The following is a 13,763-nucleotide window of genomic DNA, read 5'->3' as shown; positions in this document are numbered from 1 at the left end:
GGCGTGCCGGTGCACGGCGGCCGGACGCGTGCCCCCGACCGTGGCGCGCGGCATATCCTCGGGCCATGACGATCACCAACGGGGAGTCCGACGCCCGGCTGGCCGTGCGGGCGGCCAGGGCCGGTGCGGCCGTCGTGCGTGAGCTGTACGGCGGGCGGCTGGCGCGGTACGAGAAGTCCGCCGGTGACTTCGCGACGGAGGCGGACCTGGCCGCCGAGCGCGCCGTCCTCGACGTCCTGCGCGAGGCCCGTCCGGCGGACGCCGTGACGGGGGAGGAGAGTGGACGCACCGGGGCGGCCGGCGCCCGCCGCCGCTGGCTGGTCGACCCGTTGTGCGGCACCCTCAACTACGCCGTCCGCACCATGCTCGCCGGCGTGAACGTGGCCCTGCGGGTGGGCTCGGAGGTCACCGCCGCGGCGACGGCCGACCCCTTCGGCGGCGAGGTGTTCTGGACCGACGGCGAGCGGACCTGGATCCGCGGGGACGGCGTCGAGGAGGAGGCCGCACCGTCGGCCGGGTCCGCCCTGGTGGACGTCAACCTGGACCCGCCGTTCCCGAACGCGCCCGCGTTCCGCGCCGTTCACCTGCTGGCCGACCCCGGCTTCACCGCACGGTTCCGGCCCCGGGTGGTCTCCAGCACGCTCGCGGTGGCCTGGGTGGCCGCCGGCCGCCGGGCCGCCTACGTGACCGACGGCGACCTGCGCGACAGCGTGCACTTCGCGGCGGGCATCGCGCTGTGCCGGGCGGCGGGCTGCACGGTCACAGGCCTGTACGGCGAGCCCGTGCACACCGGCGCGGGCGGGCTGATCGCCGCCGCCGACGCGCAGACGCACGCCGCGCTGCTGGACCTGGTGAAGAATCAGCCCCGCGCCCGTAGCGCTCACGAAGGGTCTCCCGGCGGTCGGCCCGGCACCGGCAACGGGGCCGGCCGTCGAAGGATTTGAGTCCCGAAGGCTTGTGGCCCGCTTGGTTCACCACTTAAATCAAAACATGAACTAAGCCGAGGGGCCGGTGGACCGGCCCCCGCTGCCGCATGGAGCCGCCACATGAGAACCCACCGCACCAGACTGAGACCACTCGGTGTCGCGCTGGCCGCCATGGCCGCGCTGCTCACCCTGCCCCTCGCCCCCACCCCGGCCGGCGCCGCCGACACCCCCCTGTCGCAGGGCAGGACCGCCACCGCTTCCTCCGAGGAGAACGGCGGCACCGCGGCCGCCGCCGCCGTCGACGGCGACACGGCGACCCGCTGGTCCTCCGCCGCCACCGACGACCAGTGGCTGCGGGTCGACCTCGGGGCCACCGCCTCCGTCACCCGGGTGGTCCTGAACTGGGAGGCCGCCTACGGCAAGGACTACAAGGTCCAGATCTCCGAGGACGCCGCCACCTGGACCGACCTGAAGTCCGTCACCGGCGGCGACGGAGGCACCGACACGCTCGATGTGTCCGGCCGGGGCCGCTACGTGCGCCTGCTCGGCCTGCACCGCGCGACCCAATGGGGCTACTCCCTCTGGGAGTTCCGCGTGTTCGGCACCACCGGTGACACACAGCCGGCCTGCGGCACGGCCAACGCGGCCAAGGGCAGGCCCGCTTCCGCCTCCTCCACCGAGAACGCCGGCACCCCGGCCTCCGCCGCCTTCGACGGCAGCGCCTCGACCCGCTGGTCCAGCCAGGCGGCCGACCCCCAGTGGCTGCAGGTCGACCTGGGCTCCGTCGAGGACCTGTGCAAGGTGGACCTGAACTGGGAGGCCGCGTACGGCAAGGACTTCCGGATCCAGGCCTCCGCCGACGGCCAGAGCTGGAGCACCCTGAAGGACGTCACCGGCGCGACCGGGGGCACCGCGTCGTACGACGTCAGCGGCTCCGGCCGGTACGTCCGGATCCACGGCACCGCACGCGGCACCGGTTACGGGTACTCGCTGTGGGAGGTCGCCGTGCACACCGGACCGACCGGCACCCCGCCGGTGCAGGGCGGCGGTGACCTCGGCCCGAACGTCATCGTCGTCGACCCCTCCACGCCGAACCTCCAGCAGAAGTTCGACGACGTCTTCAGGAAGCAGGAGTCGGCCCAGTTCGGCACCGGCCGCTACCAGTTCCTGCTCAAGCCGGGCACCTACGACGACATCAACGCCCAGATCGGCTTCTACACCTCGATCTCCGGTCTGGGGCTGAACCCCGACGACACCCGGATCAACGGCGACGTCACCGTCGACGCCGGCTGGTTCAACGGCAACGCCACCCAGAACTTCTGGCGTTCGGCGGAGAATCTCGCCGTCAAGCCGTCGAACGGCACCGACCGCTGGGCCGTCGCGCAGGCCGCGCCCTTCCGCCGCATCCACGTCCAGGGCGGCCTCAACCTCGCGCCCAACGGCTACGGCTGGGCCTCCGGCGGCTACATCGCGGACTCGAAGATCGACGGCACCGTCGGGCCGTACTCCCAGCAGCAGTGGTACACCCGCGACAGCTCGGTCGGCGGCTGGACCAACGGCGTGTGGAACATGACCTTCTCCGGCGTGCAGGGCGCGCCGGCGACCGACTTCGACAGCGGCCCGTACACCACCCTGGACACGACGCCGGTCTCGCGCGAGAAGCCGTTCCTCTACCTCGACGGCTCCGCCTACAAGGTCTTCGTCCCGGCCAAGCGCACCGCCGCCCGGGGCGTGTCCTGGCCCGCGAACGCGGGCACCTCCCTGCCCCTCGACCAGTTCTACGTCGTCAAGCCCGGCGCGACCGCCGCCACCATCAACACCGCCCTGGCCCAGGGCCTCAACCTCCTCTTCACGCCGGGCGTCTACCACCTCGACCGCACCATCGACGTCACCCGCGCCAACACCGTCGTCCTCGGCCTCGGACTCGCCACCCTCGTCCCGGACAACGGCGTCGACGCGATGCACGTGGCCGACGTCGACGGCGTGCGGCTCGCCGGGTTCCTCATCGACGCCGGACCCGTCAACTCCGACACACTGCTGCGGATCGGCACCCCCGGCGCCGGCGCCGACCACTCCGCCAACCCCACCACCCTGCAGGACGTGTTCATCCGCGTCGGCGGCGCCGGACCCGGCCTCGCCACCAACTCCGTGGTGGTCGACAGCGACGACGTCCTCATCGACCACACCTGGATCTGGCGGGCCGACCACGGCAGCGGCGTCGGCTGGGACACCAACCGCGCCGACTACGGGCTGCGCGTCAACGGCGACGACGTCCTCGCCACCGGCCTGTTCGTCGAACACTTCAACAAGTACGACGTCTACTGGAGCGGAGAACGCGGCCGGACCGTCTTCTTCCAGAACGAGAAAGCGTACGACGCCCCGAACGCCGCGGCCGTCACCCATGACGGCATCACCGGCTACGCGGCCTACAAGGTCGCCGACTCCGTCACCACCCACGAGGCCTGGGGCCTGGGCAGCTACTGCAACTACACGGCCGATCCCTCGATCGTGCAGGCCCACGGCTTCCAGGTGCCCACGGCCTCCGGCATCAGGATGCACGACCTGCTGGTGATCTCCCTCGGCGGCAACGGCCAGTACGCCCACGTTGTCAACGGCACCGGCCCGCCCACCTCGGGGACCAGCACCGTCCCCTCCAAGGTGACGTCCTTCCCGTGACCCCGCCCGTGCCCCCGGGACGGAGCCGGCTCCGTCCCGGGGACACGGCCCGCGCGAAGGGCGCGCTACGGCCGTGGTGCCGCGACGTCGCGCAGGTCCCGCCAGGCCCGGCCGCGCAGGTCCGCTTCGCGCAGCACGTCCACGGCCGTGCAGGCCAGCGCCTCCACGACGGCCATGAGGACACGGCGGGCCCGGTCCGAGGCCGCGGCCTCGGCGAACTCGGGTGTGTGGTCGGAGCCGTCGGCGCCCGTGATCGCGACGAACGGGTGGATGGCGGGCACCCGTCCGCTGACGTTGCCGATGTCGGAGGACCCCAGATAGACCCCCGGAGCGGGCGGACCGAGGGCGATGCCGGCACCCTTCAGATGCCCGGCGAACCGCTCCGACAGCACCTCGCTGTCGCGGAAGTGTTCGTACCGCACGCTCGCGCGCTCCGTCGTGACGGTTGTACCGGTCGCCCGGGCGACGCCCTCGGCGGCGGTGCGCAGCCGCCCCGCGAGGTCGTCCAGTGCCCCGGTGGTGAGGGCACGCAGTCCGAACCGGCCCTCGGCGTACTCGGGCACGATGTTCGTCGCCGTGCCCCCGTGGGTGATGATGCCCTGGACGTGGGACCCCTCCGGCAGCCGCCGGCCCAGCGCCGACAGCACGTTGAACAGCTCGATCAGCGCCGCCAGCGCGTCGATGCCCTCGGTCGGGTTGCCCGTCGGATGCGCGGCCCGCCCCCGGAAGCCGACCCGGTACTGCTCCTGCGCGGTCAGCGGCGCCCGCACCCAGTCGTACACCCCCGGGTGGAACATCAGGGCCGCGTCCACGTCGTCGAAGATCCCGGCGTCCACCTCCAGGGCCTTGCCGCCGCCGCCCTCCTCGGCCGGCGTACCCACCGCCAGCACCGTTCCCCCGCCCCCGTCCAGCACCGCGTCCGTGACCAGCGCGGCGCCCAGCCCCGCGGCCGCGATCAGGTTGTGCCCGCAGGCGTGCCCCAGGCCGGGCAGAGCGTCGTACTCCAGGGGAAAGGCGACGACGGGCCGCCCCCGGCCCGAGCGTGCCGTGAACGCGGTCGGCAGGTCCGCGACCTGCCGCCGCACCTCGAAACCCGCGCGCTCCAGCTCGCCCGTGAGCAGGGCCGCGGCCCGGTGCTCGGCGAACGCGGTCTCCGGGTCGGCGTGCAGAGCCGACGCGACGGCCCACAGCGCGTCGGCGCGCCGCGCGGTCTCCTCCCGGACTCTGCGGTACAGCGACACAAGGGCCTCCTGCGGGCTCGTTCCGTTCCCGGAGCGGACGAAGGGCCCCGGCCGGGTTCCACCGAACGGGCCACCGACACCAGCCCCGCGTGTTTGGACCGCGCGGCGGGTGCAACACGGTCGGTGCGGCCCCGACCAGCTCAGGAGGACAGACATGGACCACTCACGCGTACCCGTCCTGGAAGCCCTGCAGGAGTTCCGGCGACGCGGAGACGTGGTCTACGGGCCACCCGGACACAAACAGGGCCGCGGAACCGATCCCCGGGTCGCCGAGATCCTCGGCGAGGACGTCTTCCGCTCGGACGTGCTCACCATGAACGGGCTGGACGACCGACGCCAGTCGCAGGGAGTGCTGGAGCAGGCGCAGGAGCTGATGGCCGACGCAGTCGGCGCCGAGCAGGCGTTCTTCTCGACCTGCGGCAGCTCCCTGTCGGTCAAGACCGCCATGTGCGCGGTCGCCGGCCCGGGGGAGAAGCTGCTGCTGTCCCGCAACGCGCACAAGTCGGTCATCGCCGCCGTCATCATCAACGGCGTGGTGCCGATCTGGGTCCACCCGAAGTTCGACGGCGAACGGCACATGGCCCACCCGCCGGAGGCCGACGACGTGCGCGACCGGCTGCGGGAGCACCCGGACGCCAAGGGCATGCTGCTGATCACGCCCACCGACTGGGGCACCTGCGCCGACATCCGCGCGGTGGCCGACGTCTGCCACGCGGCCGACGTGCCGCTCGTCGTGGACGAGGCGTGGGGAGCCCACCTGCCGTTCCACCCGGACCTGCCCACCTGGGGCATGGACGCGGACGCCGACCTGGTCGTCACCAGCGTCCACAAGATGGGCGGGGCCCTGGAGCAGAGCTCGGTCTTCCACCTCCAGCACGACCGGATCTCGCCCGACGTGCTCAAACAGCGCGAGGACCTGCTCGGCACCACCAGCGCCTCCAGCCTGATGTACGCGGCTCTCGACGGATGGCGGAGGCAGATGGTGGAGCAGGGCCGCGACCTGCTGGACACGGCCCTGCACCGCGCCGAACGCATCCGGGCACAGCTGCGGGAACTGCCGGGACTGCGGGTCATGGGCGGGGAGGTCGTCGAGGAGGGACTGGCCGCCCAGTACGACCCGATGAAGATCGTCGTCGACGTGCGCGGCCTCGGCATCAGCGGCATGCAGGCGGCCGAATGGCTGCGCGCGAACCGCCACATCGACGTCGGCGGCTCCGACACCTGCCGGATCAGCGCCTCCATCACCCACTCCGACGACGACGAGACCGAGAAGATCTTCCTGGACTCCGTGCGCTCGCTCGTGGAACGCGCCGACTCCATCGAGCGGCAGCCCCCCGTGCGGCTGCCCGAGCCCGGCGCGCTGGAGCTGGAACAGGCCGTGCTGCCCCGCGAGGCCTTCTTCGGACCCGCCGAACAGGTGCCCGCCGAACGGGCCGCCGGGCGGATCGCCGCCGAGATGATCTGCCCCTATCCGCCGGGCGTACCGGTCGTGGCGCCGGGCGAGGTGATCACACCGGAGATCGTCGAGTACCTGCGCAGCGGGGTCGAGCACGGCTTCCTGATCGCCGGCGCGGCCGACCCCGCCCTGAAGACCATGCGTGTCATGGCCCGTCACTGACCGGGACGAACCGAACTGCGGGGGTGCGCGGCAACGCATAGGGTGGCCACTGCGGGCGGCCTGAGCTGGTCCGCGCCCCGGGTCAAGAAGCCGGCCCTGCTCGCGAAAGACATCCGCCGCGGGAGGCTCTTGGCCCCGTCCGGCGGTCCCCGGGTCCGGACCGTGCGTCCGGCGGGCCTGCCGCCCCGGCAACTCGATGAGAGACGGCCCGACTTCACCCCGACCGGGAAATCCCCGAGATTCCCGGTTTCGGACGCCCCGGCCCGGGGACCTCCGTACGAGGGTCACGTCGACCCTTTTCAGCTGTTTTCATCCGCTTCGATCATGTCGTCGGCCGCATGCCCGGGCGTGGTTCCCGCATGCCGGCCCGCCCGGCTCGCCGTGCCGGGCCTGCCCTCGTGACCAGCGAAGGAATGGTATTGATGAGCGAGACCAACCCCCTCAGGCGAGCGGCGGACAAGGTGGCGGACGCCCTCCACGGCGGCCCCACGGGCCCCGAGGAGGGCATCCCCGGCAAGCCGGCGCCGGAGTCGCCGTCGCTCGCGGAGCCGACCGACCCCCGGGAGCCGCTGCCCCCCAAGCCCGACCAGAGCGGCCCGGACACCGTCTCGCCGACCGGTCAGCCCACCGGAGCCGACCAGGCACGGATGGCCCAGAGCGGCAACTACCTGACCAACGCCCAGGGCACCCGGCTGTACGACACCGACCACTCGCTCAAGGCGGGCCCCCGCGGCCCGGTGCTCCTCCAGGACCACCACCTGCGGGAAAAGGTCATGCACTTCGACCACGAACGCATCCCCGAGCGCGTGGTCCACGCCCGCGGCGCCGGAGTCCACGGGGTGTTCCGCAGCTACGGCACGGCGGCGAACGTCACGAAGGCGGCGTTCCTCGCCGAGGACGTCGAAACGCCGGTGTTCGTGCGCTTCTCCACCGTCCTCGGCTCCCGGGGCTCCTCCGACACCGTCCGCGACACCCGGGGGTTCGCGACCAAGTTCTACACCAGCGAGGGCGTCTTCGACCTCGTCGGCAACAACATCCCGGTCTTCTTCATCCAGGACGCGATCAAGTTCCCGGACGTCATCCACGCCGGCAAGCCGCATCCCGACCGGGAGATCCCGCAGGCCCAGAGCGCCCACGACACGTTCTGGGACTTCGTCACCCTGCACACGGAGGCCACGCACCACACGCTGTGGAACATGTCCGACCGCGGCATCCCGCGCTCCTACCGCACGATGGAGGGCTTCGGCGTCCACACCTTCCGCCTGGTCGACGCCGCCGGTGAGACGACCCTGGTGAAGTTCCACTGGAAGCCCAAGCTGGGCGTGCACTCCCTCGTGTGGGAGGAGGCGCAGATCGTGGGCGGCGTGGACCCGGACTTCCACCGCCGCGACCTCTACGACGCCATCGAGGCGGGCGCCTACCCGGAGTGGGAGTTCGGCATCCAGACCTTCCCCGACACCCCGGACCAGACGTTCGAGGGCATCGACCTGCTGGACCCGACGAACATCGTCCCCGAGGAACTCGCCCCCGTGCAGCCCATCGGGCTGCTCACCCTCAACCGCAACCCGTCGAACTACTTCGCCGAGACGGAACAGGTCGCCTTCCACGTCGGTCACCTCGTGCCCGGCATCGACATCACCGACGACCCGCTGCTCGCCGGCCGGCTCTTCTCCTACCTGGACACCCAGATCACCCGTCTGGGCGGGCCCAACTTCTCGCAGATCCCGATCAACCGGCCGCAGTCACCCGTCAACGACATGCTGCGTGACGGCTTCCACCAGACGGCCGTGCACCGGGGCGTCGCCCCGTACCGGCCCAACTCCCTGGACGGCGGCTGCCCGTTCACGGCCGGCGCGGACACGGGCGCGTACGTCGAGACGCCCGTGCGGGTGGCGGAGTCGACCAAGGTCCGTGAGGCGCCGGAGTCGTTCGACGACCACTTCAGCCAGCCCCGCCGCTTCTGGCTCAGCATGAGCCCGGTGGAGCGCGAGCACATCATCCACGCCTACACCTTCGAGCTCGGCAAGTGCTACGAGCAGGCCATCCGGGAGCGGGCCCTGCAGGTACTCGCGAACATCGACCCGGAGCTGTGCGCGGGCGTCGCCGTCGGCCTCGGCCTGCCCGCACCCGAGCCCACGGTGCCCCTGGCCGACGTCGAGCCCAGCCCCGCCCTCTCGCAGGTCGGGCAGACCTGGCCCACCGACGGACGCGTCATCGGCATCATCACCGGACCGGACGGCGACCTCGACGGAGTGAGGACCGTGCGCCAGGAGGTGCTGGACAGCGGCATGGTGCCGCTGGTGGTCGCACCGGCCGGCGGGACCCTCGGCTCGGGTGCCGACGTGCTGACCGTCCAGCGGACCTACACCACGGCGCGTTCGGTGGAGTTCGACGCCCTCCTGGTGGCCGGCACGCCCGGTGTCGGCGCCGACGCCTTCGGCGCCCGTGACGCCAAGGCGGGCCTGCCCACGGCCCAGCCGGCCACCCCCGACCCCCGGGTCGGTCTGCTGCTCGCCGAGGCGTTCCGGCACGGCAAGGCCATCGGCACGACCAAGGGCGGCGAGAGCGCGCTGGAGGCCGCGGGCATCCCGCTGGACGCCCCCGGCGTGGTCGCCGGCGACGGCGCCACGACCGTGCTGCAGCAGCTCGTCCCCCTGCTCGGCGCCCACCGGGTCTGGGAACGCTTCCCCGCCGCGGCCTGACCGCGCCCCGGACGGTGCAGGTGACGCCGGCCGTGCGCCGCCCCCCCCGCGGGGCCGGCGCACGGCCGGTCACGTCACGTCGTGCGGCACAGCAACAGGCAGATGTCGTCGTCGTGTTCGGAGTCGTGCAGCATCGGCTTCAGCAGGGAGTCGGCCGCCGTGTCCAGGTCCTCCAGATCCGCTGCGCCGAGCGCGCCCATGGCCTGCGCGAGCCGGTCGATGCCCGCGTCGATGCCGGCCGACCGCCGCTCCACCAGACCGTCGGTGTAGAGCGCCAGCGTGGACCCCGCCGGCAGTTCGACGGTGTGCTCCGCGTACTCGTAGGGCACCGGAACACCCAGCATGATCCCTGGCTTGGCCTCCAGCACCCGCACCTCGCCCCCGGGCTCCCGCACGACGGCGGGCGGATGCCCGGCTGCGGCCAGCACCACGGCGGACCCACCGGGCGTGAACCGGGCGATCGCGCAGGTCGCGTACAGCTCCGGCTGCTGATGGCGCAGCATCCGGTGCAGCAGGGTCAGGATCCGGGCGGGACCGTTGCCCTCCACGGCATACGCGCGCAGGGCGGTGCGCAACTGACCCATGATGACCGCGGCGCGCAGTCCGTGGCCGGTGACGTCCCCTATCACCGCGAGCACGCTGCCGTCGGGCTGGGGGAAGGCGTCGTACCAGTCGCCGCCGATGTTCAGACCGTGCGTGGCCGGCAGATAGCGGGCGGCCAGGGCGAGGCCCGCGGTGGTGGGCAGCTCGGTGAGCTGGGCACGCTGCAGCTCCTCGGCGACGTCGCGGTGCTGTTCGTAGCGGCGGGCGTTGTCCAGGGCGATCCCGGCCCGGCGGGCCACCTCCAGCAACATCACCGTGGTGTCGGGATCGAAGCGGTCGCCGGGCGCGGACAGCGTCAGCACACCCCGCACCGTGCGGGCGCCCAGCGGCAGGCACAGCAGCGGCCGGTGCGGGGACAGCGCGGAGGCCGGCAGGTCGTCCACACCCGGCAGTTCACCGGGGTGGGCGCCGGCGTGCTGGGGGCGGCCGGTGCGCGCCGCCGTCACCGCGGCCGCCGCCCGCTCGCCCGGCGGTGTGCGTTCGTCGTCGTCCATGAGCCAGATGTCCACGCGCCCGGCGTACTCCGGCACCAGCAGTTCCGGGAGCCGGCGCAGGATGTCCTCGTGGTCGAGCGAGGCGTTGAGGACGGCGCTGGCGTTGGCCAGGAAGGTCAGCAGGCGGCGTGCCTTCTCGGCCTCCGCGCGTGCGCTCCGCTCGGCCTCCAGGAGTTCGCGCTGGGCCAGGGCGGCGGCCTCCAGCTCGGCGTGCAGCGCCAGCACGCCCTGGTTGGTCTGGTGCAGCTCCTCGCGGTGGAAGCGGACCACTTCCTCGGCCTCGTCCAGGCTCGCCAGGACGGCCGCCGTCTCCTCGTCCGCGTCCAGCAGGGCCTCGGCCAGCCGGGCCTCGTCCACACCGGCCGGACCGGGCAGCGGGCCGGCCACGGGGGAGGGGCAGACGAGCGTGTACCGCCAGGGCTCGGCGCCGCCGAGGACGACCCGCAGCTCCCCGTCCGGCCGGCAGGTCACGGTCAGCTCCGCGCGAGCCGTGGGCAGGCCGCGGCGCAGCCGGGCGCCGAGATCGGCCAGGAAGCGGGCGCGGTCGGCCGCCGGCACCCCGGCGTCCGCCGCGAGCCGTGACAGCAGGGCACGGGCGCGGGCCGCGTCGGCGGCGGAGGCGATGGTCCAGGTGTCAGAGGCGGCTGTCATGGGAGCTGGGTCCGGCGGTCGGGGGCCAGTACGGCCACGCTGGTGTCGTCGCGTACGGGGCGGGCGGGGCTGCCGGCGTCCCGCAGGATCGTGGCGGCCACCACCGACGGGTCGTGGGCGAGCAGGCGGGGGTCCTCCGGCGGGGTCCAGCGGCTGGGCAGTCCGTCACTGTGCAGGACCAGGAGGCTGTCCCGGTGCCACGGCAGCCTGCGCACGGGGACGTTTGCGGGGAAGTACGCGCCGACGATTCCCGGGTGGGAGATGAGGGAGGTCCAGGTGTCCCCGGACAGTGACCGGGCGCCGATGTTGCCGACCCCGGCGAACTGGAGCTCGGCCCGCTCGGTGTCCACCTGGGCCACGGCGACCGCCGCGCCCCGGGTGGGCCGCAGCACCGTGTGCAGCCGGCGCAGGATGTCCTCGGGCGGCAGGTGCGCGACGCCGCGCAGCTCCGCGACGGCGGCGCCGGCCGCGTGCGCCGCCTTGGGACCGTGCCCGAGACCGTCGGCGAGCAGCAGGGTCAGCAGGCTCCCGGAGCGCACCCCGCTCCAGGCGTCGCCGCACTGCTCGGCCCGCGCGAGTGCCAGGGTGATCCCGCCCACGGGCAGGTGGGCCGGCGCGGCACCGTCCCTCGCGGGGTCCGGGTCCATCCGGGCCGTCGCCACCGTCCCGCGGCCCGGCGCGCTGTACAGGTGGAAGGCGTTCGCGCTCCGGCGGCAGCTGCCGAGGCCCGCGCCGAGGGAGACGTCCGCGGTGGTGTAGCCGTCGCGGAACGCTATGTCGACGTCGGCGATGCCCGGCCCGTGGTCCAGGGAGAAGATCTGCACCGAGGTGCCCGCGCCCCCGTCGGCCCGCGGCACCAGGTTCACCACCATCAGGCCCCCGCCCGCGTGCTTGAGCAGGTTGGTTGCCAGTTCGGTGGCGACCAGCTCCGCGTCCGCCGCGCGCGACGGGGCGAGACCCGCGTGGGCGCACGCCTCCCGGGCGGCCGTCCGGGCGTCCCGGACCCGCGTCGAGTCGTGCACCGGGACCTCCCACACCCGGCTCATCCGGCCCCCGGACGCGAGGAGGGGACCTGTGTCACCCAGGCGACGGCCGTGACGGTGGTGCCCCGGCCGGGCTCGGTGTCCACGTGGAACTCGTGCACGAGCCGCTTCGCGCCGCTCAGGCCCAGCCCCAGACCGCCCCCGGTGGTGTAGCCGTCGGTCATGGCCAGCTCCAGGTCCCGGATGCCCGGGCCCTGGTCGGTGAAGCGCATCCGCAGGCCCCGGCTCCGGCCGTCGTCGAGCGCGGTGATCTCCGCCTGCCCGCCGCCGCCGTGCACCAGGGTGTTGCGCGCCAGCTCGCTGGCCGCCGTGACCAGCTTGGTCTGCTGCACGAGGCCGAAACCGAGCTGCGCCGCGTACTGCCGCACCTGCTGCCGGACCCAGGCCAGATCGGCGTCCGAGCCGATGGGCAGGCTGGTAGCCGGTGCCTGGCCGGAAGGGCGCATCATGTGCCCCCCTGGGACAGCAGTTCCAGAGCGCGGTCCACGTCCAGGGCGGTGACCAGACCGGGCAGGGTGAGCCCCAGCTCGACCAGGGTGATCGCCACCGCGGGCCGCATCCCGGCCAGGACCGTGCGCGCCGCCAGCAGCGCGGCCGTGGAGGCGATCTCCGCGAGCACCCGGCCGAGGAACGAGTCGACGATGTCCACTCCGGAGATGTCGATCACCACACCGGTCACCTCGCTGGCGGAGATGCGGCTGGAGATGTCGTGCTGCAACTGCTCGGCCATGCCGTCGTGCAGCTCGCCCTGCAGCGAGACGAGCAGGACGTCGCCCAGGGCGAGCACCGGGACCTGGGCGGACTGACCGGGAAGGGGCTGGCTCACCGCGCGCTCGCACCCGCGTCCGCACGGGAGACCTCGATGCCCTGCCGGCTCAGGGCGTACGCCAGCGCGTCGGCCAGCGAGGCCCGGGTGAGCACCGAACCCAGGTCGATGCCGAGCTGCACGATCGTCTGCGCGATCGCCGGGCGGATACCGGAGACGATGCACTCGGCGCCCATCAGCCGGGCGGCCGCCACCGTCTTCATCAGGTGCTGCGCGACCAGCGAGTCGACCGTGGGCACGCCGGTGATGTCCAGGATGGCGTAGCGGGCCCGCTGGTCGACGATGGCCTCCAGCAGGGACTCCATGACGATCTGGCTGCGCGCGCTGTCCAGGGTGCCGATCAGCGGGACGGCGACCGTGCCCTCCCACAGCTTGATGACCGGGGTGGCCACTTCCAGGAGCTGCTGCCGCTGCCGCTCGATGAGGTCCGCGTTCGCGTCCAGTGCCGTCTCCATCACGACCAGGCGCAGCGTGCCCATCAGCAGGGTCAGCGCCAGGACACACTCCTGGGCGTGCGGGGTGTCGGGGTCGGTGAACTCCGCGCGCAGCAGCTCGATCACGGGTCCGCGCAGTCCGGCCACCTCGCCGGCGATCTGTGCGGGCGTGGATCCGGCACGGGCCCGGGTCTGGGCCATCCGCCCCAACTGGTCGCGCACCGGCGCGAATCCGGCGGTCGCGACGTCCTCCAGCCGGCCGCTGACGGCAACCTCGGACAGCGCGTCCACCACGAGCTTGCACGCCTCGACCGCCTCGTCGCGGGACACGGTGAAGACCCAGCGGAACAACGGGGCGTCGGCCCACCGCTGGGCGATCTGTTCGCGGCGCTGCTCCAGGAAGGCACTCACCACCTGCGGCGCCGATTCGGCCACGTCCTGCTCCGGCACTCTCATCTCTCCTCTCGCACAGCCAGGTGCCGCCGGTCGGCCGGCTCCGAGCCGATCATTGCCGTCCGGCAACACTAGCCCCGCATTCGAGCCCGGCCA

Annotated in this window: 10 protein-coding genes; 4 read left to right on the top strand and 6 right to left on the bottom strand. The window is 73.1% G+C overall.

Annotated elements, in window-relative coordinates; translation table 11 throughout:
• The first annotated feature begins 65 nt into the window (after positions 1 to 65).
• Together IE177_RS27305 and IE177_RS27300 are read left to right on the top strand one after the other, a co-directional pair.
• Positions 66 to 944: an inositol monophosphatase family protein gene (locus IE177_RS27305; RefSeq protein ID WP_190018101.1), complete on the top strand. Its 879-nt coding sequence runs from the start codon at positions 66 to 68 to the stop codon at positions 942 to 944.
• 102 nt (positions 945 to 1,046) lie between these two features.
• On the top strand, positions 1,047 to 3,602 hold the full coding sequence (locus IE177_RS27300; RefSeq protein ID WP_190018100.1) for a discoidin domain-containing protein: 2,556 nt from the start codon (positions 1,047 to 1,049) through the stop codon (positions 3,600 to 3,602).
• A gap of 65 nt (positions 3,603 to 3,667) precedes the next feature.
• Here IE177_RS27300 and IE177_RS27295 read toward each other — a convergent pair whose 3' ends face one another.
• Positions 3,668 to 4,843, bottom strand: a complete 1,176-nt coding sequence (locus IE177_RS27295) for an amidohydrolase (RefSeq protein ID WP_190018099.1) — start codon at positions 4,841 to 4,843, stop codon at positions 3,668 to 3,670.
• 154 nt (positions 4,844 to 4,997) lie between these two features.
• Between IE177_RS27295 and IE177_RS27290 the strand changes: the two genes are divergently transcribed.
• The gene (locus IE177_RS27290) at positions 4,998 to 6,461 is read left to right on the top strand and encodes an aminotransferase class I/II-fold pyridoxal phosphate-dependent enzyme (protein WP_190018098.1); all 1,464 of its coding nucleotides are present in this window, start codon (positions 4,998 to 5,000) and stop codon (positions 6,459 to 6,461) included.
• A gap of 422 nt (positions 6,462 to 6,883) precedes the next feature.
• Positions 6,884 to 9,163, top strand: coding sequence for a catalase (locus IE177_RS27285; RefSeq protein WP_190018097.1), 2,280 nt, complete (start codon positions 6,884 to 6,886; stop codon positions 9,161 to 9,163).
• A 74-nt stretch (positions 9,164 to 9,237) separates the two neighbouring features.
• Here IE177_RS27285 and IE177_RS27280 read toward each other — a convergent pair whose 3' ends face one another.
• From IE177_RS27280 to IE177_RS27260, 5 genes are read right to left on the bottom strand one after another with little or no spacing between them, the layout of a single operon-like run.
• Complete coding sequence (locus IE177_RS27280) at positions 9,238 to 10,911, bottom strand: PP2C family protein-serine/threonine phosphatase (protein WP_190018096.1); 1,674 nt, start codon at positions 10,909 to 10,911, stop codon at positions 9,238 to 9,240.
• Positions 10,908 to 11,957 carry an ATP-binding SpoIIE family protein phosphatase gene (locus IE177_RS27275; RefSeq protein ID WP_190018095.1) on the bottom strand — a complete coding sequence of 350 codons (1,050 nt, stop codon included), beginning with the start codon at positions 11,955 to 11,957 and terminating at the stop codon, positions 10,908 to 10,910. Before IE177_RS27275 ends, IE177_RS27280 begins: the two co-directional genes overlap by 4 nt.
• Positions 11,954 to 12,400 carry an ATP-binding protein gene (locus tag IE177_RS27270; protein WP_190018166.1) on the bottom strand — a complete coding sequence of 149 codons (447 nt, stop codon included), beginning with the start codon at positions 12,398 to 12,400 and terminating at the stop codon, positions 11,954 to 11,956. The genes IE177_RS27275 and IE177_RS27270 overlap by 4 nt, the downstream gene beginning before the upstream one ends.
• Complete coding sequence (locus IE177_RS27265) at positions 12,400 to 12,780, bottom strand: STAS domain-containing protein (RefSeq protein WP_190018094.1); 381 nt, start codon at positions 12,778 to 12,780, stop codon at positions 12,400 to 12,402. Before IE177_RS27265 ends, IE177_RS27270 begins: the two co-directional genes overlap by 1 nt.
• Positions 12,777 to 13,670: an STAS domain-containing protein gene (locus tag IE177_RS27260; RefSeq protein ID WP_190018093.1), complete on the bottom strand. Its 894-nt coding sequence runs from the start codon at positions 13,668 to 13,670 to the stop codon at positions 12,777 to 12,779. The genes IE177_RS27265 and IE177_RS27260 overlap by 4 nt, the downstream gene beginning before the upstream one ends.
• Positions 13,671 to 13,763 lie beyond the last annotated feature (93 nt).

The sequence above is a fragment of the Streptomyces lucensis JCM 4490 genome, assembly GCF_014650035.1.
GTDB lineage: Bacteria > Actinomycetota > Actinomycetes > Streptomycetales > Streptomycetaceae > Streptomyces > Streptomyces lucensis.
Note: the sequence above shows the minus strand (reverse complement) of the source record. Positions and strands in the feature narration are given on the sequence as shown.

What these genes read in the sequence shown, in the direction of transcription:
- IE177_RS27305 (WP_190018101.1), top strand. Translation starts at nt 66, where the DNA reads ATGACGATCACCAACGGGGAGTCCGACGCCCGGCTGGCCGTGCGGGCG.
- IE177_RS27260 (WP_190018093.1), bottom strand. Translation starts at nt 13,670, where the DNA reads ATGAGAGTGCCGGAGCAGGACGTGGCCGAATCGGCGCCGCAGGTGGTG.
- IE177_RS27290 (WP_190018098.1), top strand. Translation starts at nt 4,998, where the DNA reads ATGGACCACTCACGCGTACCCGTCCTGGAAGCCCTGCAGGAGTTCCGG.
- IE177_RS27285 (WP_190018097.1), top strand. Translation starts at nt 6,884, where the DNA reads ATGAGCGAGACCAACCCCCTCAGGCGAGCGGCGGACAAGGTGGCGGAC.
- IE177_RS27300 (WP_190018100.1), top strand. Translation starts at nt 1,047, where the DNA reads ATGAGAACCCACCGCACCAGACTGAGACCACTCGGTGTCGCGCTGGCC.
- IE177_RS27270 (WP_190018166.1), bottom strand. Translation starts at nt 12,400, where the DNA reads ATGCGCCCTTCCGGCCAGGCACCGGCTACCAGCCTGCCCATCGGCTCG.
- IE177_RS27275 (WP_190018095.1), bottom strand. Translation starts at nt 11,957, where the DNA reads ATGAGCCGGGTGTGGGAGGTCCCGGTGCACGACTCGACGCGGGTCCGG.
- IE177_RS27280 (WP_190018096.1), bottom strand. Translation starts at nt 10,911, where the DNA reads ATGACAGCCGCCTCTGACACCTGGACCATCGCCTCCGCCGCCGACGCG.